At 41.6% G+C, this 20,757-nt stretch carries 24 protein-coding genes; 9 read left to right on the top strand and 15 right to left on the bottom strand.

The annotated features are described in order from the left end of the window. Positions 1–6 precede the first annotated feature (6 nt). From AR334_RS21280 to AR334_RS21265, 4 genes are all read right to left on the bottom strand, one after another. Positions 7–939 carry a beta-ketoacyl-ACP synthase III gene (locus AR334_RS21280; protein WP_066317299.1) on the bottom strand — a complete coding sequence of 311 codons (933 nt, stop codon included), beginning with the start codon at positions 937–939 and terminating at the stop codon, positions 7–9. A gap of 189 nt (positions 940–1,128) precedes the next feature. Continuing rightward, positions 1,129–2,076 (bottom strand): BMP family ABC transporter substrate-binding protein, encoded by a 948-nt coding sequence (locus AR334_RS21275; RefSeq protein ID WP_066317289.1) that lies wholly within the window; start codon positions 2,074–2,076, stop codon positions 1,129–1,131. 165 nt (positions 2,077–2,241) lie between these two features. Further along, the gene (locus tag AR334_RS21270; RefSeq protein WP_066317287.1) at positions 2,242–3,075 is read right to left on the bottom strand and encodes an NAD(P)-dependent oxidoreductase; all 834 of its coding nucleotides are present in this window, start codon (positions 3,073–3,075) and stop codon (positions 2,242–2,244) included. A gap of 80 nt (positions 3,076–3,155) precedes the next feature. After that, a complete protein-coding gene (locus AR334_RS21265; protein ID WP_066317277.1) occupies positions 3,156–3,878 on the bottom strand; it encodes a hydrolase in 723 nt (240 codons plus the stop codon). A 286-nt stretch (positions 3,879–4,164) separates the two neighbouring features. Between AR334_RS21265 and AR334_RS21260 the strand changes: the two genes are divergently transcribed. Next, entirely contained in the window at positions 4,165–4,347 is a 183-nt protein-coding gene (locus AR334_RS21260) for a YjzD family protein (protein ID WP_066317275.1), read from the top strand. 66 nt (positions 4,348–4,413) lie between these two features. On the opposite strand, the gene clpB is transcribed toward AR334_RS21260, so the two are convergent. Both clpB and AR334_RS21250 read right to left on the bottom strand, forming a co-directional pair. After that, positions 4,414–7,011 (bottom strand): ATP-dependent chaperone ClpB, encoded by a 2,598-nt coding sequence (gene clpB / locus AR334_RS21255; RefSeq protein ID WP_066317272.1) that lies wholly within the window; start codon positions 7,009–7,011, stop codon positions 4,414–4,416. Positions 7,012–7,131: 120 nt separating this feature from the next. After that, positions 7,132–7,311 (bottom strand): YjzC family protein, encoded by a 180-nt coding sequence (locus AR334_RS21250; RefSeq protein WP_066317270.1) that lies wholly within the window; start codon positions 7,309–7,311, stop codon positions 7,132–7,134. A 302-nt stretch (positions 7,312–7,613) separates the two neighbouring features. Between AR334_RS21250 and AR334_RS21245 the strand changes: the two genes are divergently transcribed. Next, the gene (locus tag AR334_RS21245; RefSeq protein ID WP_066318564.1) at positions 7,614–8,288 is read left to right on the top strand and encodes a Crp/Fnr family transcriptional regulator; all 675 of its coding nucleotides are present in this window, start codon (positions 7,614–7,616) and stop codon (positions 8,286–8,288) included. A 43-nt stretch (positions 8,289–8,331) separates the two neighbouring features. Here AR334_RS21245 and AR334_RS21240 read toward each other — a convergent pair whose 3' ends face one another. The 3 genes from AR334_RS21240 to glp all read right to left on the bottom strand — a co-directional run bounded on the left by AR334_RS21240 (position 8,332) and on the right by glp (position 10,942). Further along, positions 8,332–9,057 carry a YwiC-like family protein gene (locus AR334_RS21240; RefSeq protein WP_066317266.1) on the bottom strand — a complete coding sequence of 242 codons (726 nt, stop codon included), beginning with the start codon at positions 9,055–9,057 and terminating at the stop codon, positions 8,332–8,334. 92 nt (positions 9,058–9,149) lie between these two features. Beyond that, on the bottom strand, positions 9,150–9,689 hold the full coding sequence (mobB, locus tag AR334_RS21235; protein ID WP_066317256.1) for a molybdopterin-guanine dinucleotide biosynthesis protein B: 540 nt from the start codon (positions 9,687–9,689) through the stop codon (positions 9,150–9,152). Further along, positions 9,677–10,942 (bottom strand): gephyrin-like molybdotransferase Glp, encoded by a 1,266-nt coding sequence (gene glp, locus AR334_RS21230; RefSeq protein ID WP_066317254.1) that lies wholly within the window; start codon positions 10,940–10,942, stop codon positions 9,677–9,679. The genes mobB and glp overlap by 13 nt, the downstream gene beginning before the upstream one ends. A 218-nt stretch (positions 10,943–11,160) precedes the next feature. On the opposite strand from glp, the gene ric reads away from it, so the two are divergent. Beyond that, positions 11,161–11,847 (top strand): iron-sulfur cluster repair di-iron protein, encoded by a 687-nt coding sequence (ric, locus tag AR334_RS21225; RefSeq protein WP_066318555.1) that lies wholly within the window; start codon positions 11,161–11,163, stop codon positions 11,845–11,847. A gap of 791 nt (positions 11,848–12,638) precedes the next feature. Continuing rightward, positions 12,639–12,809 (top strand): hypothetical protein, encoded by a 171-nt coding sequence (locus tag AR334_RS29640; protein WP_156431357.1) that lies wholly within the window; start codon positions 12,639–12,641, stop codon positions 12,807–12,809. 66 nt (positions 12,810–12,875) lie between these two features. Here the strand turns inward: AR334_RS29640 and moaA are convergent, their stop codons facing one another. Beyond that, positions 12,876–13,892: a GTP 3',8-cyclase MoaA gene (moaA, locus tag AR334_RS21220; protein ID WP_066317250.1), complete on the bottom strand. Its 1,017-nt coding sequence runs from the start codon at positions 13,890–13,892 to the stop codon at positions 12,876–12,878. A 324-nt stretch (positions 13,893–14,216) separates the two neighbouring features. Here moaA and AR334_RS21215 point away from each other — a divergent pair, with 324 nt between their 5' ends. After that, entirely contained in the window at positions 14,217–14,915 is a 699-nt protein-coding gene (locus AR334_RS21215) for a Crp/Fnr family transcriptional regulator (protein WP_066317240.1), read from the top strand. A 68-nt stretch (positions 14,916–14,983) separates the two neighbouring features. Here AR334_RS21215 and AR334_RS21210 read toward each other — a convergent pair whose 3' ends face one another. The 3 genes from AR334_RS21210 to AR334_RS21200 form a co-directional block, all read right to left on the bottom strand. Then, complete coding sequence (locus tag AR334_RS21210) at positions 14,984–16,111, bottom strand: TIGR04053 family radical SAM/SPASM domain-containing protein (protein ID WP_066317233.1); 1,128 nt, start codon at positions 16,109–16,111, stop codon at positions 14,984–14,986. Positions 16,112–16,278: 167 nt separating this feature from the next. Then, positions 16,279–16,617: a DsrE family protein gene (locus AR334_RS21205; protein WP_066317230.1), complete on the bottom strand. Its 339-nt coding sequence runs from the start codon at positions 16,615–16,617 to the stop codon at positions 16,279–16,281. Between the two features lie 14 nt (positions 16,618–16,631). Then, positions 16,632–16,940 (bottom strand): metal-sulfur cluster assembly factor, encoded by a 309-nt coding sequence (locus tag AR334_RS21200; RefSeq protein ID WP_066317219.1) that lies wholly within the window; start codon positions 16,938–16,940, stop codon positions 16,632–16,634. Positions 16,941–17,142: 202 nt separating this feature from the next. On the opposite strand from AR334_RS21200, the gene AR334_RS21195 reads away from it, so the two are divergent. The 3 genes from AR334_RS21195 to AR334_RS21190 all read left to right on the top strand — a co-directional run bounded on the left by AR334_RS21195 (position 17,143) and on the right by AR334_RS21190 (position 18,408). Continuing rightward, positions 17,143–17,955 (top strand): Cof-type HAD-IIB family hydrolase, encoded by an 813-nt coding sequence (locus AR334_RS21195; protein ID WP_066317216.1) that lies wholly within the window; start codon positions 17,143–17,145, stop codon positions 17,953–17,955. A gap of 115 nt (positions 17,956–18,070) precedes the next feature. Next, on the top strand, positions 18,071–18,220 hold the full coding sequence (locus AR334_RS30045) for a hypothetical protein (RefSeq protein WP_172799272.1): 150 nt from the start codon (positions 18,071–18,073) through the stop codon (positions 18,218–18,220). A gap of 2 nt (positions 18,221–18,222) precedes the next feature. Beyond that, complete coding sequence (locus AR334_RS21190) at positions 18,223–18,408, top strand: DUF3813 domain-containing protein (protein WP_066317213.1); 186 nt, start codon at positions 18,223–18,225, stop codon at positions 18,406–18,408. Positions 18,409–18,450: 42 nt separating this feature from the next. Here the strand turns inward: AR334_RS21190 and AR334_RS21185 are convergent, their stop codons facing one another. Together AR334_RS21185 and AR334_RS21180 are read right to left on the bottom strand one after the other, a co-directional pair. Further along, the gene (locus tag AR334_RS21185) at positions 18,451–18,843 is read right to left on the bottom strand and encodes a Gmad2 immunoglobulin-like domain-containing protein (protein WP_082693052.1); all 393 of its coding nucleotides are present in this window, start codon (positions 18,841–18,843) and stop codon (positions 18,451–18,453) included. Between the two features lie 18 nt (positions 18,844–18,861). Next, positions 18,862–19,704 carry a YitT family protein gene (locus tag AR334_RS21180; RefSeq protein WP_066317205.1) on the bottom strand — a complete coding sequence of 281 codons (843 nt, stop codon included), beginning with the start codon at positions 19,702–19,704 and terminating at the stop codon, positions 18,862–18,864. An 88-nt stretch (positions 19,705–19,792) separates the two neighbouring features. Here AR334_RS21180 and AR334_RS21175 point away from each other — a divergent pair, with 88 nt between their 5' ends. Next, complete coding sequence (locus tag AR334_RS21175; RefSeq protein ID WP_066317202.1) at positions 19,793–20,653, top strand: DegV family protein; 861 nt, start codon at positions 19,793–19,795, stop codon at positions 20,651–20,653. The last annotated feature ends 104 nt before the right edge of the window (positions 20,654–20,757 follow it).

Below are 20,757 nucleotides of genomic sequence, written 5' to 3'. Positions count from 1 at the left end.
ACGTGTCTATTTGCCCCAGCGGATGGCAATCGCACCCCATGTCAGGCCGCCGCCGAACCCAACCATCACTATTAAATCATCATCCTTGATTTTTCCGGCTTCGAGTTCTTCAACAATGGAAATCGGAATCGAGGCTGCCGAGGTATTGCCATATTTATCAACGGTTTTCGACATTTTTTCAACAGGCAGTTCCAATCTTTGTCTGGATGCTTCCATGATACGGATATTGGCTTGATGCGGAATGAGAAAATCAACATCCTCTTTTTTCAATCCAGCCTTTTCAAGAACATGAATACAGCTCTCGCCCATTTGTCTGACAGCAAATTTAAAAACTTCGCGCCCATTCATTACGATATATTCTTCCTGATACAGGTGTTTTCCTCCTGATCCATCAGCACCAAGTTCAAATGACAGGATTCCACGATTCTCTGATACAGGGCCAATGACCGCTGCACCAGCTCCATCACCAAATAAAACTGCCGTATTCCGGTCATTCCAATCGGTAATTTTTGAAAGTTTTTCAACGCCTACTACCAAAACATGCTTATACACACTTGTCTCGATAAATTGCTTCGCTGTAACAATCCCATACATAAATCCGGCACAAGCCGCAGATATGTCCATTGCGGCAGCCTTTTTAGCTCCGAGACGCTCTTGAATCTTGCAGGCCATAGATGGAAAGGGTGTATCCGGGGTGACTGTTGCAACCAAAATTAAGTCAATGTCCTCCGGTTTAATTCCGGCATCCGAAATGGCTTTCTCCGCGGCCCAAAAGGCCATGTCCGATGTATTAACATCATCGCCGGCGATTCTACGCTGTTCAATCCCAGTTCGGGTTCTAATCCATTCATCGGAGGTATCCATCATTTTTTCCAAATCAAAGTTAGTCACTATCTTCTCAGGTAAATACCTTCCTATTCCGATGATCCCTGCTCTCATTTTTCCATCTCCTTTGGATTTATGAAAAATTTATCCTAATAGTTAATATCAATTATTATGACTTGGTACTAATTTTAACAGATAAAACTTCTTTTTCGCAACCATTTCCTGCTTTGGCAAAAAAACAAGCTGCCAAAATACAGTAGGCAGCCTTGTTTTTTCGTATGTATATCCCCCGAAAACCCAGCCTTATTCGGGCAGCTTTCCTGTTTCTTTATATAACTTAACATGCTCATCCATCTTCCCAATAAACTCTTTACTTACCAATGGGCTATACTTCCCCAACGAAATGACATCATCTTGAAAGTCATAGGATTGGTTGCCGGATTTCAAATTCCCGCTATTAAATTCGTTTGCAATTTTTTCATAAAGCAAATCAACTTCCTGAATGGTACTTGTCAACACCGTAGACTCACCGAGATCTGACTGGTCGGAAACATAACCGATCACAAATAAGCCCTGCTCCTTTACTTTTTCAATAACAGGAACATTAAAACCGTCTCCGGCAGGATAGACAACATCTACTCCATTTGCCATCATTCTGTCGACAAGCTGAATCGCTTTGTTTTTATCATCCCAATTTCCAACATACTGGATATCTACATAGGTATCATTATTTTCTGCCAAGGCCCCCTGATAAAAACCTTCAATTTCCGGCTGCCACTCATATGCCGCTAATACCCCCACTTTCTTATTATTGGACATATGCGCAGCTACCATTCCGCCAAAAAAGCCCATCGCATGCGCTTTAAAATTTAGGCTGGTCGTATTGTCGTTCTTTGCGTCTCCATTAAAACTGACAAAGTGGATATCAGGATAATCACGGGAAATTTCATTGAAATATACAGCATATTCTGACCCATGGCCAAAAATGAGATTAACCCCTTTTTGCGCAAATTCCTTCACGGCCTGATTTACTGTCCTCTCAGAATTCATGCCTTCTTTATAAAAAACCTCTACATCAAATTTGGATTGGATTTTTAATAATCCATTAAAGCCTTTCGACCCCCAAACTTGGTCATTGACTGTTTCAGGCACTAATAAGCCAACCTTCTCCAGTTTCCCTTGCGGCTTTTTCTCAACACAAGCTGCAAGCATGAATACACAAATAAAAATCATTCCGAATCGGCGAAGCATTTCTTGCAACTCCTTCGTACCGCGACCCTTACATCAGGTGATGCTTCTATAGAGTTCTAATATTAACTTTGCGGCTGTTAGATAAAATTGTTTTTATTTATTCTAACAATTGAAGAAAAAAATGAAAAGGATATTCCCCCCATCCAAATCGGGGAAATGTGGAGATTAGCTTTGATTTTGATAAAACAACCTTGTATGCCCTATTTGCTGAGAAAACGAATCGGCAAGCGCCGTGACTTTTTTTACAGGAGTTCTGACAATGTGCCTATTCGTTTGCTGAGGTTTGCCTGCTTGTTCAATATGATTTTGTCCAATATTGAGATAGTCCGCGCACATTCGCCAATAATTGTCCTGGCCGCTTTCCAATAAATACTCCCCAGGATTTCCAGTTTCCATAAGCTCGATCATCGTTTCTATCGCATCATCAACAAACAGGGCATCCCCCCGCCATTCCCTTTCTGCTCCGGAAAGTTTGCCCTTTTGCATGGTGGACATAATTGCCTGCTGAAACAGAAAAACCGAAGGCTGCCAAGGTCCATAAATAGTTGGCAAATAAACCGCCTGTACAGGTACGGATTTCTGCTTTACCTGTCGAATAAGCCGGTGTACAGGCGATTTTTTTTCATAATTCATAAACTGCATCGGCAAAATCACCATGATGTCTAGTTCGGCTTTATTTTTATTGATATATTCTTGGAGTGTCCCGATTACATAATCATTTAATAGAGTCCGGTCATGGTTAAGCATGTAAAAATCATACACGGGAAAAATTAATGTTTGCTTTGAATCGGATATACCCGCTTCACTTGTTAATTTTTCTAATGATGTCTCAATAAAATTGGCGTTTCGGCCTATTTCTAGTCTTTTCTCTTCATGGAATGAAATTTGCTCCATATCTCCAATGGAGACACCGTAAACTTCGATTCCGTGATTAAGCAGGGTTTTACATAAATGGAAACTGACAAAGTTAAAAACGCCCAATATCGTGGCCTTGTCCATTCGTTCTTCCACCTCCAACTTCCTTACTGAATCCTATGCAATCCAATAAGGAAATATTTCTTTCGTGGAGGAGGAAGAGTTTAAAGGATTGATTCATGGTTTTTATAAAAATTTACACACATTTTCCCAATTTGTTGTTTCTTTTCTGGAAGAATGATCGTTGGCTGCAAATTGGCAGTTCCAATCAGTTTGTGATATTGCTTCGATTGATTGTATAAGCGTCCCCCTGACAAGACGTGAATGATCTTTATCGGGCAGCCATCATCAAGTTTAATGACATCTTCCATGCCGGTGATACTTTTCTCCAGCTCTTGCTGATTCATTTGATAGGCAGCTATTAATTCCCTAATTAACTTCTTATAAAAGAATTTATGTTCCCTCTCTTGATCAAGATGATGTTTCAGGGAAAGAATCGGATTAAGGAGAACGACTGACCTAATATGATCCTTCATTTTATCCATCAATCGAAGTGCTGCCAAGGCTCCCATCCCTTCAGCCAAAATATGAATCTTGTGATTAATGATTTCATTGCGAATAATATAATGGTATAACCTTTGCGCCAGCTCGACAGCATTCTCACTTCCCCAGTGTCGCCCATAAAGATTCGAGGAAAAAATGGTGTACCCACTTTCTTTTAAATCATTAATAATCGTTTGTTTCCCCTCATTTTGTGTCCAAAAGCACTTACCTTCGTCCACATAATGCCGTTCATCTCCGATTACCAAGATCCCAAATCCGGTAGGCTGCTCCGGGTAATAAATAATATTCCATTGGGTATCCATTTGAAAACTGCGACTTTCCATTGGTATATCTCCTTTTACATATTTCCTCATGATATTGTATGTCATTTCACAAAAGCAGTATGGGGCTTCGCCTATTTCTGGGAAATTGGTTGAAAGAAAACGTTTCATTATTATTTCTTCATGTGGTAATATTAAAAGCGGAAGCGCCTCGGTCAGCCCCGACCAGCTTAAGACGTAACCCGCAGGACGGGCCTGCCCTCCGGAGGGGGACGGCTTAAGACCTCGAGGGGCTAGGCGCTGGAGCTAGATAAATAAGATGGATATTATATAGGCAGGTGAAAAAATAGTGCGATACTTTTGGACATTTTTCTGGACTTTTCTTTTAGTACAAATGCTTACATATGTTGTCAGTTCCATGTCGGGTGTTGGATTTGATTTTAAAGCGGGGGCTTTCGTATCTGTGATTGTCACAATTTTGATTTTCGTTGCATCTGCTGTCATTCCAAATGAACCGGCAAGCAAACACTAAGTTTTTTCTTTTAGAAAAGGTCTTCCATGCTAAGTTGGAAGACCTTTATTTTTTACGGGATAACCCTCATTTGTCAATGGTTAAATCTACTTCTCCATTATTGACAATAATTTCTGCACTTGATCCCTCGTGCAATTTTCCGGCGATAATAACCCTGGCCAGTTTTGTTTCGATATTTCTCTGAATATACCGCTTCAACGGCCGCGCCCCATAGACAGGATCAAAACCGTTAATGGCAATGAACTCTTTTGCTTCATCAGTGATGGATATTTCTATTTGCTGATCTTTTAATCTTCCCTGAAGCTCCTTAAGCAGCTTGACAACAATATTCTTGATGTCGCCTAATGACAACGGTTTAAACAAAATTGTTTCATCGATTCGATTGAGGAATTCCGGACGGAAATGAGCCTTTAGCTGGCTTTGTACCTTTTCCCTAGCTGCTTCTGATATCCCTTCCTCATCTTCTGCACGGTCTAGGAGAAACTGGGAGCCGATATTGGATGTCATAATGATTACGGTGTTTTTAAAGTCGACCACCCTGCCCTGCGAATCGGTTATCCGGCCATCGTCAAGGGCCTGCAGCAAGATATTAAATACCTCAGGGTGTGCTTTTTCAATTTCATCCATTAAAATGACAGAGTAAGGCCGCCTTCTTACGGCTTCAGTCAATTGCCCGCCTTCTTCATAGCCCACGTATCCAGGAGGTGCGCCTATTAGCCGGGAGACCGCATGCTTTTCCATATATTCGGACATGTCGATGCGAATAATATGCTCCTCACTGTCGAATAACGCTTCGGCCAGAGCCTTTGCCAGCTCTGTTTTCCCGACCCCCGTGGGTCCCAAAAATAAAAACGAGCCAATCGGTCTGTTTGGGTCTTTTATTCCCGCCCTGGCGCGAAGAACCGCATCTGTTACTAGATTAACGGCTTCATTTTGCCCAATGACCCGTTCTTGAAGGATGGATTCCAGTCTCAGAAGCTTTTCCCGTTCGCCTTCAACGAGTTTCGCCAGCGGTATGCCAGTCCACCTTGAAATAATATTCGATATTTCCTCTCCGGTTACCTCTTCACGAAGCAAACGATTTTCAGATTCTGTTTTTGTTTCAAGTTCCAGCAATTCTTTTTCCGCTTGTGGAATCAGCCCATGCCTAAGCTCGGCAGCCCGGTTTAGGTCATATTTATCCTCCGCTTGCTGCAGCTCGCGTCTGAGCTTCTCTATTTGCTCGCGTTTTTCCTGCAATTTTTGAATCGTTTCTTTTTCCCCAAGCCATTTTGCCTTCATGCTACCCGCTTGTTCCTTTAAGTCCGCTAATTCCTTTCGCAGCGCTTCAAGCCGTTGTTTACTGATTTCATCATGTTCTTTGCTTAACGCTGCTTCCTCAATTTCCAATTGCATGACTCTTCGTGTCACTTCATCAAGTTCTGTCGGCATCGAATCAATTTCGGTGCGGATCATCGCACATGCCTCATCGACTAAATCAATTGCTTTGTCAGGCAGGAATCGGTCAGAAATATAGCGGTCCGACAAAGTGGCAGCCACAACCAAGGCGTGGTCGTGGATTTTTACCCCGTGGTGAACTTCAAATCGTTCCTTTAAGCCCCGCAAAATGGAGATAGTGTCCTCGACATCGGGTTCCTGGACCAACACCTGTTGAAATCGTCTCTCGAGGGCGGGATCCTTTTCGATATATTTTCTATGTTCATCGAGTGTGGTTGCCCCAATGCAATGGAGCTCCCCCCGGGCAAGCATCGGCTTTAACATATTGCCGGCATCCATGGCGCCATCGGTTCTTCCTGCACCGACGATTGTATGGATTTCATCGATAAACAACAGTATTTGCCCTTCACTTTTCTTGATTTCATTTAAAACAGCTTTTAGTCTCTCCTCAAATTCTCCTCTGAATTTGGCTCCAGCAATCAGTGCACTCATATCGAGCGAAAAAATAGTCTTATCCTTGAGTCCTTCGGGAACATCCTTACGAACGATTCGCTGGGCGAGACCTTCTACAATCGCTGTTTTTCCTACACCCGGTTCACCGATTAATACAGGGTTGTTTTTTGTTTTTCTGGACAGAATCCTGATGACATTGCGGATTTCCGTATCTCGTCCGATCACCGGGTCCATTTTCCCTGCTTTTACTTCAGCAACCAAATCCCGTCCGTATTTCTTTAACGCTTCGTAACCTGCTTCAGGATTTTGTGAAGTCACTCTTTGATTCCCCCTAATTTCCTTAATTGCTTTTAAAATTACCTCAGCGTCCCGGCCGATTGTACCCAGAATCCTTTTGATTTCCGAGTCATTTGCATTTACTGCCGCCATAAGAACATGTTCAACCGAGAGATATTCATCCCCAAGCTTCTCGGCAAAGTCCTCTGCACTAACGAGCAGTCGTTGCAGTCTAGCGGTAATATACAGTTTCCCCTGTTCAACACCACTGCCAATAACCTGCGGATTCCGTGCCAACGCCTGATTTAAGGCTTGCTCCATTTTTTCAGATGATATACCAGCCCGTTCAAAAATGGCCGAAATCAAACTGTCATCCTGATTCAATAACGCCAAAAACAAGTGAGGTTCGTCTATTTCTTGATGATTACTTTTTACGGCCAGACTTTGGGCCTCCATTACCCCTTTCTGAAGCCTTTCAGTCATTCTGTTCAAGTCCATTTTCCCATCTCCTTTTTTGACCTAATTTGACCTTTTCTTTTATTATAAATGAATTCTTCTTTAAAAGTAAAATTTAGAAAGAGCCATCCGGTGTTCGGATGACTCTTGCGGTATTCCCTATTATGGCTTGCGCTGGTAAGTCCAAATTCGTTCATCGTTAGAGGTCTCGGGGAATCTGTCTCCCGCTCTCAGCCTTATTTTTTTTGGATTGATCACATTGCTTCCGGTGTCCCCCACTTCAATATAGACGCCATTATTAGGGGCTTTTTGACCAGATCGAAATTGACGATTTTGACCCATGCTTTTCCCTCCTTAACGTTACATTTTTATTATTTCCGTTTAAATTCCCACGATTATAGGAATTTCTTTCATAAATCAACAGCATTAGACAATATTTCCTAAGAAATATAAAATGATGCTATACAACATTTGACGATTGTATGAACTTATTCTTCAGATATTGCTAAATATTCTTCGTTAACAATATAATTATAGTAGAATCTTGTAAAAATCTTACATGACTGCCACTAAGAAAATTTCTTATATCCAAGCCAGGGGTTTACCCTATTAAAGGTGGTTATTTTATGCAATTAGTTAAAGAAATGCCAGTACAGTTGTCCCATCTGTTTCAAACGATACATTATTACAAAAAGATGGAAAAGGGTTCCTTTTTATTTCAGGAAGGTGCCCCTGCCGAAGAGTTGTATGTCGTTCAAAGCGGTGTTCTGCAAATAAGTAAAATTATCCCTGATGGCCGGGAGCTTACTTTAAGAATGTGCTCTGCTGGTGATCTTGTTGGTGAACTACAATTATTTTCCCCAACATCCAAGTATTCATTAAGTGCACGAGTCGTTGAGAACGGTGAAGTTGCTGTTATAAGAAGGGAGTATCTTGAAGACAAACTTTCGCAGGATTTGCCGCTATCCTTTGAATTTTTAAAATGGATAAGCCAGCAATATCGGAAAACACAAACCCGATTTCGCGACCTTGTTTTACATGGAAAAAAAGGTGCTTTATATTCAACCTTAATTCGAATTAGCAATAGCTACGGAATTAAAACGAATAGAGGAATTATGATCGATTTGCCGCTGACCAATCAAGAATTGGCCAATTTTTGCGGCACCTCAAGGGAAGTCGTCAATCGGCTCCTAAGCGATCTTAGAAAAACGGGTATCATCTCGATTGATAAAGGCACGATTACCATTCATGATCTTAATTATTTAAAAGGGGAGATTGAGTGCGAGGATTGTCCAATTGAAATTTGCACGGTTGATTAACTTAAAAAAATCGGTCCTTTTAAAAAGGGCCGATTTTTTATTATTAAAGGTAAAGAATTTGGACTGTCATAATCACAAAGAAAATCGCTGAATTCACTATTTCATAAATGCCGATTTGTTTAGGGGTCAATTTTTTCCCATAAAAGGCGATAGCCCGAATTAGACTTGGGATATATGCAAGTGCTGCAACCCAAAAGCCAAATACCAGCCAAGCAATCACCAAAATGATGTGAAAAAGCCATGAAACCCATTTAAACTGAATATTCTTCCTTTCCCTGATCATGGTTTTCACATAAAAAGTGCATCCGGCAAAAAACAGCATTGAACCGAAAAATGTAAATAAAATCGTTCCAGCAGTTAATGTGCCTCCGCCAAAATAACTGCTTGCCAACCCGGCAATCGAAAATGCGCAAATGGCGCTAATATCGTTCATAAACGCACGATCGTGATTAATTGAAGTATAATAAGCATTTATCACAAAAAACGGGAGCATCAACAGTCCGAAGTATACCATTGCTGGTCTTTCAATTAACGGGATTAAAAGCAAGGCTAAAGCAGGTACCAGATATATCAACGTCCATTTAGTATAAAAAGGGACATTCTTCCTTTTAAAAATCAACAGCATCGGATAGGTCGCCAAATACAATAATAACCATCCAACGAAAAGTGGGATATGCTGCCAAATAAATCCTCCATTTATTACCCCAAGCCAAAAAGGGATGATTAACATCGCCCACGCACCATGCTGTTTTGGTAGAAAAAGCTTCATCATATTTCACTCCTTTTTCCTAATATCTTTACTTTAAACGAGCAAAAAGGAATAATAAGTGAAGCTTGTCACAAAAAAACGAAAAGAAGGCCTCAGCCTTCTTCTTGGACACAATATTTTAAGAATTGTACGGCCCAGTCTACACTATTAACGTCATCAATTCGAAAACATGGTACATTGGTCTGGGCTTGAATATCCATCTTCATTTCATCCTGCCAATAGACGATTGCCTTCACATTTGTTACTGCCGACAGCAATTCCAAATCGGTTTGGCTCCTAATCAATAAAACCTTGGGAAATGGTTTATGCTTATACCCTTCAATCAGGATGACATCGGGTTGAAAAAAACCCAACAGTTGAATTTGTCGCTCCAGCCCTCCTTTGAAATCCTCTGCCTGGAGAATCATGCGGCCGCCACCTTCAACAATTGAAATGCCGGCCCCCTTCTCGATATGTTTGACCGAATCTTTGCCATCCGGAACATCAGGTTTGCCACCATGACCGTGATGCTTTATAGTGGCAGTTGCGATCCCTAATACTTTCAGTCTTTGAATCAGTTTCAGCGTATAAGTCGTCTTGCCGCTATTTTGGTAGCCGACCACTTGGAAAACGACCGGTTTTACCAAGGCCATTCACTGCCAGTTTGGTCTTCTAACATAAGAACCTCCACTTCGCTGCCAGCGGTGAATCCTCTTGTTCCGCCAGGCAAGATGGTTAACGAATTTGCACCGGCCAAACTCATGATAATATTCGACTTATCGAGGCCGCTTGGGCTTACCTTAAGTCTCCCATTTTCCACTGTCAGGGCACTGCGGACAAATCTTGTAAACGGATTGGCCTTCGGAAAGTCAACATCTAGGATTGCTGTTTCCTTCCGAAGGTGCGGTTTTTCGGAGAATAACATTCTGCGAATAATCGGCCGGGCAAATAATTCAAACCCCACATAGCAGGCCGATGGGTTTCCCGAAAGCCCAAATAACAGCTTGCCGTTAAAATGGGCCACCGTCGTAACACTTCCCGGACGCATTGCCACTTTATTAAACAACACTTTAGCCTGCAACTTTTCATATATTTCCGGAAGATAATCAAAATCGCCAACGGAAACCCCTCCCGTGGTGACTAAAATATCCACTTTGTCGAGTGCATTATGTACGGCCTCAAAGCATGTATCAAATTCATCAGGTAATTTCCCAAAATACCGAACAATTGCGCCTGCCCGCTCAATTTGGGCGGCAATCATGTGTGAATTGCTATTGCGAATCTTTCCGGGGACCAATGGTTCCTCAACTTCCAACAGCTCGGTTCCGGTCGCGAACAAACCTACGATCGGCTTTTTGGCAACCGGAACCTGCTTGTAGCCAAATGTCGCGAGCATGGCCTGAATCCCCGGATTAACCAACGTTCCTTTTTTTACAAGTACTTCGCCTTCCTTTGCGTCTTCTCCTCTAAACGAAACATTTTCACCTTTTTTAAAGCTTCGTTTTATTGACATGTATGGTGTTCCATTCTTTTCAAAGGTTTTGGCTACTTCAAACATAACCACTGCATCGGTACCTTTTGGCATAATCGCCCCGGTCATGATCCTCACCGCTTGGTTGTTACCCACCTGTTTTTCAGAAACCATGCCTGCTCCAATATGATCGATTACTTCAAATTCAACTGGATTTGTTAATGATGCCCCATTAGTATCAATGGATCTGACAGCAAAGCCATCATATGGGGCTCTGTCGAAATGAGGAACATCACAGGTGGCCGTTAAATCTTCTGATAAGAATCTTCCGTAACTTTCATCTATCAAAACATGCTCAGTGACGCCTTGGAGTTGATATTGCATTATTTTTTTTACTGCATCCCCGATTGGAATTGGTTGTCTTCTTTCAAACAAATAAATCGGCTCCCATCTTATACAAAAAAATCAAACTTGTTTATATTACATTCATTATAAGCCTACAAAAATTCAGGATACATAGCAAATATCACATTTGTGAAAGTTTCTTGTCCAAAATTCACAAAAACATCCGCTAATGTGTGACGGTGGTCACCAAGTTCAAATCAAGTTTCCATTATGCTTATGTCAGAAAGTATTTTAGGAGGTTTTTCATGATGACTTTTATGTTTACTGCAGATACCTTAGTTAGAGATATTGTCAACGACATGCCCAAAACAAGTGATATATTCAAAAAATACCGCATAGATTTTTGTTGCGGCGGCAATATTCCACTGGCCGATGCAGCGGGACAAAATACGGATGCCGTTATGGAAGAGTTAAAAGTGGTATACGAAAAAAGCCAGTCCCAGGAAACTAGCCTTGAGGTCTGGACAAATTCTGATTCGAACACAATTATCGACCATGTCATTAACCACTACCACCAAGCAACAAGAGAAGAATTAACCATGCTTAGCCCATATGTAACAAAGGTGTCCAAGGTCCATGGCGACCATCACCCAGAACTTTTAAAGGTGTATGAACTGTTTTACGAATTGAAAAAGGAATTGCTTGAGCATATGGCAAAGGAAGAGGAAACGGTGTTCCCAATTATAAAAAAGCTTGCAGATGGCACGGTTGAAAATCGTGAAGAGGCGATTAATATGATTGTGGAACTGGAAAAGGAACATGATCATGCCGGAGCAATCCTTAAAGAATTGCGGAGCATTACGGCTGACTTCACGCCGCCGCTCGATGCCTGCGGTACGTACCGTTTGGTTTACAAGCGGTTGGAAGACCTTGAAGGCTTGACATTCATGCACGTCCACCTTGAAAACAACATTCTGTTTCCGAGATATTTCTAATAAAATCTCTCTTCATAAAGCACGCTTAGGCTGTCGAAAAAACTTCGACAGTCTTTCATTTTTTTAAACCAGACATTTACTATGCGACCTGTCTGTTGATTTGCGCTCCAGGCGCTTCGCTTTCCGCGGGCGTGCCGGGAAGCCTCCTCGGCGCTGAAGGCCTGCGGGGTCTTCCCTGCCCCGTACTCCCGCAGGAGTCTGCGCGCCTTACGCGCAAATCAACAGAGCTCTTTAATTAAATTTAGAATCCTATACACGACAAAGGAAAAATTCTAAGAACGCCTCTCATGACCTGTCTAAAGAAAAAATTTAGCCGAATGCGTCATGAGATTGCCTTTTATAACGTGCCTGTGGAAAATATTCAGCCAATCGCGTCATGAGACTGCCTTTCATGACGTGCCTGTGGAAAATATTCAGCCGATCGTGTCATGAGACTGCCTTTCATGACGTGCCTGTGGAAAATATTCAGCCGATTGTGTCATGAGACTGCCTTTCATGACGTGCTTGTGGAAAATATTCAGCCGATCGTGTCATGAGACTGCCTTTCATGTCGTGTCAAAGGGAAAAATACAGCCGAACGCGTCATGAGATTGACTTTCATTACGTGTCGAAGGAAAAAAATCAACTGAACGTGTCATGAGACTGGCTCTTATGACAGGTCTAAGGTAAAAATCGAAACTATCACGTTATTTGTTTAATTCTCTTAACTGTGTTTAGAAAAAATTGGTCTTGCAACTAAAGTGTGTTGCAGTTCATTAGTTTGACTATCCGCCTGTTGATTGGAGCGGAAGGTGCGAAGACTCCTGCGGGAGTACGGGACAGTGGAGACCCCGCAGGCGCTTCAGCGCCGAGGAGGCTCCACGAACCGTCCGCGGAAAGCGAAGCACCTGGAGCGGAAATCAGCAGGCCCATTAGCAGGGGCAATTTTTAAAAAATCAGCAATTCGAATTCTGATAAAATAAACGTTGCCGAGAAAAATACCTTTTTCTCGGCAATCTGTTCCCCAACTTGGGGAGTTTTTTGTTTGATTAACCACCAATATAGGACATTTCAATTTTTTTACGATTTTTGTTTGTTTCGGCTGTTCGTTCGTCCGAATATCTGTCTGTCCGGTTGTTCCAAATTCCGGTGATGCGTGCGGTGATTTCTTCATCCGTGGCACCATTTCTCATGAAATTTCGAATATCATGTCCATTTCCATTAAATAAACAGGTAAAGATTTGCCCGTTTGCTGACAGTCGGGCACGGGTGCAACTAGAACAGAAGGATTCGGATACTGATGTTATAAACCCAACATTTACATCAGTGTCTAAATAGCGGTAATGCTTGGCTACTTCTCCAAAGTATGCCGGGCCAACAGGCTCCATCTCAAAATGTTCCTTCAAAAGATGATAAATTTCCTTTTTGGTTACAACATCGTCCATCTTCCAACCATTTGTCGAGCCGACATCCATATATTCGATATAGCGCAATTCAAAACCATTTTCTTTGCAAAAGGAAGCCATCGGAATGATTTCCGAATCATTTAAACCTTTCTTAACGACCATGTTTAATTTTACGCCAAGCCCAGCCTGCTTTGCAGCTTGTATTCCGTCAAGGACTGGACCTGTTCCGATTCCACGGCCATTAATTTTCCCAAACAATTCATCATTCAAGCTATCCAAACTGATATTTACCCGTTTCAAGCCAGCGTCCTTTAATTTCTGTGCTAATTTTGGCAGCAACACTGCATTAGTGGTCAAACCGATGTCCTCTAGGCCTTCGATGCCTGAAAGCTTTTCAACCAGCACTGGTAAATCCCTCCGCAAAAGCGGCTCTCCCCCGGTTAAGCGGATTTTCTTTACCCCAAGGCTAACAAAAATTTTGGCAAGCCGTTCAATTTCCTCGTATGTCAATAGTGCACTGCGTGGAAGAAATTCAAAATCAGAACCAAATTGATCTGCAGGCATGCAGTATTGGCAGCGAAAATTACAGCGGTCAATCACCGATATTCTAAGATCACGCAGTGGTCTATTCAATTTATCATTAATAATGGTTTTTTCCATTTAGATCAACTCCATTAGCTAAAAGAAGTTATTTATATCTATTGTAACAGATGTCAGGATGAAAAGACTGTTACTTTATTCACTATGAAATACTTTTTATTAGTAATTATCTTAACAATTTCAGTGAAAAGATTCATATCCATGATTTGGACATTCTTTATCACGAGGTTTCTTTCAGTTTTTCAAAAATTTGTGTAAAAAGGGAAGTTAGTTTTCACTATATTGTCATTGTTTACTTAGTTTCCTCCCCAGTTCTTAAGATAAAATGTTACTAACGAATAAAAAATTGAATCGACAGAACTAATAATTATGGGGTGAATCTTAATGAATACAACTATAAAATCAACTCATTCGATTGAAATAAAAGAATTATTAAAGTTGGCTGACCGAAGATTTAGAAGTGAACGGGGAAGATTTTTATTCCAGGAGGGAATGGTGGCGGAGGAACTTTATGTGATTGTTTCAGGTAAAATTCAAATCAGCAAGATTACATCTGACGGCCGGGAATTGTCCTTAAGAATCTGTGGCGAAAATGATATCTGCGGCGAATTGACCCTTTTTACTGACAGCCCAAAATATTTATTGAGCGCCAAGGTTCTTGAGGAAGGTGAAATTGCCGCAATTAGAAAAGACGTGATTGAAAGTGAAATCTTCCAAAACAGCAAGCTTGCCTTTGAATTCATGAAATGGATGAGCGACCATTTCCGAAAAACGCAAACAAAATTCCGTGACCTTGTCCTCAACGGCAAGCGAGGGGCACTATTTTCAACATTAATCCGGATGACCAATAGCTATGGGGTGCCAAAAGATAACGGGATTTTAATCGACCTGCCATTAACCAACCAAGAATTGGCTAACTTCTGCGGCACTTCCAGAGAGAGTACAAATCGGATCCTGAGTGAGTTAAAGCGCGACAATATCATTTCAATTAAACGCGGCAAAATTACAGTATTGGATTTACAATATTTAAAAGATGAAATTGGCTGTGAAAATTGTTCAGCCGTTTATTGTAATATCGAGTAGGACTTTTATTCTTTCCTTCGTCTTTTTTCGTTAATCGGCAGCCGGATCACCGGCTGCCCATTTTATTATTATGATTGTTCTTGTTTTTCACGTAGTGCTTTTGGAATATATACGCAAAATGGTTCACTTTCCAAATAATCCCCGGTCATCGCATAAGCACGTGATCTTGAACCTCCGCAGACATTTCGAAATTCACAAACACCACATTTACCCTTGAAACCGTCTGGATTTCGCAATGATTTAAAAATCGGTGACTCGCGATAAATTTCTGCTAACGGTGTCTCCCTGACATTTCCCGCCTTAACCGGCAGCAGACCGCTAGGGTAGACATCCCCAATATGGGAGATAAATACAAAGCCGTTACCGTCATTTACACCCTTAGGTGCGCGTCCGAGTCCATCAATCGAGCCAGTCAATCCCTTTTCGGTTAATGCTGACAAGTAATTGATTTCAGCGGTCTGGGCTTTGGCTTCGCGCATTTTTTGCTGGATCACGACACGGCGATAATGCATAGCCTCAGTCGTTTTAATGTCAAACGGTACACGCTTGCTCAATTCATACAACCAGCGCAATACTTTTTCATGCTCAACAGGAGAAATCATGTCTGTTACTTGCCCTCTCCCTGTTGGAACAAGGAAGAACACGCTCCATAGTACACACTTCAAACCCTCGACCATTTTGGCCATTTCTTCAAGGTATTCATAATTGTATCTCGATATGACCGTGTTGATTTGAATCGGCATATCCAGTTCATGCAAAAATTTGATTTTTTCCATCGTCAAATCAAATGAGCCAGCGGTACCGCGGAAGTGGTCATGCACCTCGGCATTTGGACCATCAATACTAAACGCCCAGCGGGAAAGACCAACCTCTTTTGCCTTGCGCATGGCATCAATGGTTACATTTGGAGTTGCACTTGGGGTCATGGACACACGAACTCCCTTTGCTACAGCATATTTGGCAAGGTCAAAAATGTCCTGCCTCATAAGCGGATCACCACCTGTAAAGACGAGCAGCGGGTTATTCATATCATATATTTTATCAATAAGGTGTTTACCTTCTTCAAAAGTTAACTCTCTGGGATCTCTCGTATACTGGGCATCGGCACGGCAATGCAGACACTTTAACTGGCAAGCACGTGTAAGTTCCCATATGACAATAAACGGATCCTTATTAAAATCGCGGCTAAAATCCATCCTGAAACGCCTCCTAATACTGGCTATTTCAATCCATCCAAATAGCCTTCATTACTTTGTATTATAAAGGTGTTTATGTTGGAATAAAGTGAACTTCCTCACAACCAAGCTTGCAGATATGGACGTTTTGTGACCACAAAAAAAACAGCAGGAAGCCTCTGCTGTTTTTAGGAAATGGTTATTACTTCATATTTTGCTGCCAGGTCAATAAAATCTGCCATGCTGCTGATTTTGCCAGCAGTCAATTTTTCGGTTACTTCATAGTGGTCTGCACATGTTTTGCAAGCCAGTATGTCGACTCCTTTTTCTTCAAGTTCTTTCAGATGGACAGAAACCAGCGACTGTTCTGTCATCGTCAACACCCCGCTGTTCATACAAAACACAGCGGCCGGTAGGTCTTCGCGCTGCTTTAAAATCGTAAAAAATGTTTCCAACACATTTTCCCCAAGCATTTGGTCGCCCCGGCCCAGCTCGGTGGAACTCACCAAGATCACTTTATTCTTCATAGGATTTGCCCCCTCTAGCGGATGCCCAAAGCGATTTTTGCATAACGGGACATCATCTCTTTGTTCCAAGGCGGATTCCAAACGATATTTACATCGACATCCTTGATTTCCGGGATATCAGCCAATGCCCGTTTTACTTGATCGACAATTGTTCCAGCAAGCGGGCAGCCCATAGCTGTTAACGTCATTGTAACTGTTGCTTTTCCTTCATCATCCATATCTACGTCATAAACTAATCCTAAATTAACAATATCTACCCCAAGCTCTGGGTCAATAACTAGCTCCAATGCGCCCATAATATTTTCCTTTAATTCTTCATTCATATCAGATTCACTCCCAAACAGTTTTATGGTTACAATTATAACAAAAGGAATTTCGAAAACCAGTATATCGTTCTTTTAAGTCAATTGAAGTGAATTTTTTTACAGTTTTCATATTAATTGTTAACATATTGATAATAGAAATAATACGTCAATTCATTTTTATTGCTTACCTTCGGGAATACCAACTAAAGAGAGGGTTACTATGACAGAGAGACATTTAATTGCCTTGGATTTGGATGGAACACTATTAAAGGACGACAAAACAATTTCAGCAAAAAACAAGGACATACTGCAAAAAGCAAAAGATCAAGGCCATATCGTCATGATTGCAACGGGAAGACCGTATCGTTCCAGCGAAATGTACTACCGGGAACTTGAATTGGATACGCCCATTGTCAACTTTAATGGCGCCTTTACCCATCATCCCAAAAATCCCGATTGGGGATATTTTCATGAGCCGCTTGATGTCAAAGTGGCAAAGGATATTGTAGAGGCCTGCAGAAGCTTTAATTTCCACAATATTATTGCCGAAGTAATCGATGATGTTTACTTTCATTATCATGACCAAAAGCTGTTGGATATTTTCAGTTTTGGAAATCCAAAAGTAACCACAGGTGATTTAAGCAATTATTTAAAAGACTCACCCACCAGTATATTGATTCACACCGAGGAGGACCAATTAAAGAAAATTCGCGATCATCTTTCCCAGGTTCATGCAGAAGTGATTGAGCAGCGCAGTTGGGCTGCACCTTGGCATGTGATAGAAATTATTAAGGCAGGATTAAATAAAGCAGTGGGGTTAAAAAAAGCGGCAGATTATTATGGCATACCAAAGGAACGAATCATTGCTTTCGGCGACGAGGATAATGACTTAGAAATGCTGGAATATGCGGGACACGGAATTGCCATGGGAAATGGAATTGACCAGGTAAAGAATATTGCCAATGATGTTACACTTACAAATGAACAGGATGGCGTTGGGGAATATTTGTCTGATTTGTTAAATATTAAGTAAATACTGCTGTCAGCCATTGTTTACCTAAATGAACGCTTCATGGTTAGAGCATACTAGTTGATGAAACAGCAAATCTGTTTCAAATAGAGCTTTTAAGCATATTGGAGGGATTGTAATGGGTAGAAGCAGATCTAGACGCTTTGTCCAGCAGGGAACGGATTCGGTCAAAAAACATGATGCACGAATTCCTTACCGCATGACCTACGCTGAAGCAGAAGCTCAGAAGATGGCCAATGTGCAAAACTCCTCGCTTGGAGGAATTTAACGATGGGTAACCGTTTATTCCAGGAAGCACGTAGATTTGTTGAAACGGCAGTAGCCGCTGGCCCTGAGGACCGCGAAATGGCAGTTGCAAAAGCAAAGAATGCCTTGAGCTCTGCTTTTGCAAACTCCACAATCGCAGAACAGCATCAGCTCCAAGAAATGCAACAGAAGCTTGACCAACTCACGTAAGAAAAGCGGAGGCATCTTTCATGATGCTTCCGCTTTTCTTTTTTAAAACCTTCGCTCTAATATTACTGGATAAAGATTGGTGATTTCGCCCTTTTCATTTTTCTGGTAAAGATTTAATAATAACGTGCCGTTTTTAGGAACAGCTTCTGGAGCAACCTTTACATTTATAGTAAATCGCTCCCACTTCTCCCCTCCCTGGGTCCGGACTCGCTGCTCTTGGATATACTCATTATGCCCATCTTCGACAGTATAGTAGAATATCCCTTTCGCCGCCTTGGCTTCTCCTGAGGCAACATAAGTGCCGTCTGCCCCGGACACCTGCACATGACGAAAAACTGGATTTTGTTCGGAAAGGATCAGCTTCTCCACCCCGCTGGCGTCCGCGTTTGTCATCAACGGTATGAAAAGTAAGATCATACAAAGAAAAATTCGCATAATGGCACCCCTTTTCCTTTAATCCTTGCGAAAAAAACCGTATACGCCTGTTGTCTGAATAATATTTGTAAATGCCTTCGGATCAACATCCTTAATGATGCGTTCTAAGTCAAACAATTCATAGCGGGTAATCACAATCATCATAATATCTCTCGTTTCATTAGAAAAGGCACCTTTCCCGGGAATCATCGTAATCCCACGGACCAGTTTCTGATGAATGGCTCTTTTTAGCTCATCAGCCTTTTTGGTGATAATAAACGCCGTAAGCTTGGCATGGCGGGTGTGAATCATATCGATTACCCTTGTTGAGGCGTAAAGAAACACCATCGTGTAGAGCGCCTTTTCCCAGCCATATAGGAATCCTGCCGTCAGGATAATCAGGCTGTTTAACAGGAACATATAGGGCCCAATCGGCTTGTCCTTCATTCTTGATAACACCATCGCAATAATATCAAGACCGCCGGTCGAAGCCCCCCATTTCAAGGTGATCCCAACACCTACCGCAATGATGACACCCCCAAAGACCGCATTTAATAAAATATCATGCGACAATTGTTTAATTGGGATTATTTCCAAAAATAACGAAGATAAAACGACACTGATAAAGCTGTAGATCGTAAACGACTTGCCGACCTTCATCCATCCAAGAATCGCTACGGGGATATTCAACAATAGCAGGAGCAAACCCATCGATAGGGTGATGGGCGTATAGTCGGTTAACACCTTAGACAACAATTGAGCGATTCCTGTGAACCCGCTTGAATATACATTGGCCGGAATCAGGAATAAATTCATGCCGACAGCTGTTAAAAAGGCACCTATGATAACAACGACAATTTTTTTTATTTGCAGCCAAACCATGGGCAGTTCCCCCTTTGTTATTGTATTTTTTTGGTGAAACCGATAAACTGAGAAAGTGAATATAGATTTTTGAAAGCAGGTGAGCCTGATGCAGGTAAAAATACTGGCTGACAGCGCATGCGATTTACCGAAAAGTTTTTATGAAGAACAAAATGTAACGCTCTTTCCGTTAAAAGTTCATCTTAAAGACCGAGAATATGAGGATGTCAAAACCATTGATCCTAAGACTGTTTACGATGCCATCCGCAGCGGCGAAGTTCCGAAAACATCGCAAGCCTCTCCGCTAATGTTTGAAGAAGTTTTTACAAAAATGGCGGAAAACAATGAGGATGGAATTTACATAGCATTTTCTTCAGAATTGTCGGGAACATATTCCACCGCTGTTATGATTCTTGACCAAGTGAAGGAAAAATATCCAAATTTTAATTTAACGATTATTGATACAAAATGTGCTTCGCTTGGCCAAGGCTTGATTGTGATGGAGGCAGCACGGCTTGCGGCTGCGAATGTACCAAAACAGGAAATTGTAAAGGATGTTCAGTTTCGTGCCCAACACATGGAGCATCTGTTTACGGTGGAGGATTTGGATTATTTGGCTAAGGGCGGTCGTGTATCAAAAGCTTCAGCCTTTCTTGGCGGTTTATTAAACATCAAACCAATTTTAAATGTTGAGGATGGAAAGCTGGTCCCAATTGAAAAAATACGCGGCAAAAAAAAGGTGTTGCGCCGGATTATCGAGCTTATGAATGAGCGCGGCTATCATCTTAATGATCAGGTTATTGGCATCAGCCATGCAGATACAGAAGAAACTGCGTTGGAAATGAAAGCGATGATTGAGGAAGAGTTTCATCCGAAAGAGGTTTATATCTCTCAAATTGGTTCAACAGTCGGTGCCCATACAGGACCCGGCACCATCTCAATTTTCTTTTTAAATACATTGCCTTCATAATAAAAACTCGCCAGCCGGCGAGTTTCAGATTGTAGACAAAAGGCATTTTGAATTTCACGATTTTGGTGTCTTTTTCCATATTCAAGCTTATTCTGTTTGATTTT

The organism is Bacillus sp. FJAT-29814, from assembly GCF_001510715.1.
GTDB lineage: Bacteria > Bacillota > Bacilli > Bacillales > Cytobacillaceae > Neobacillus.
This window is presented reverse-complemented; position numbering and strand designations above follow the sequence as displayed.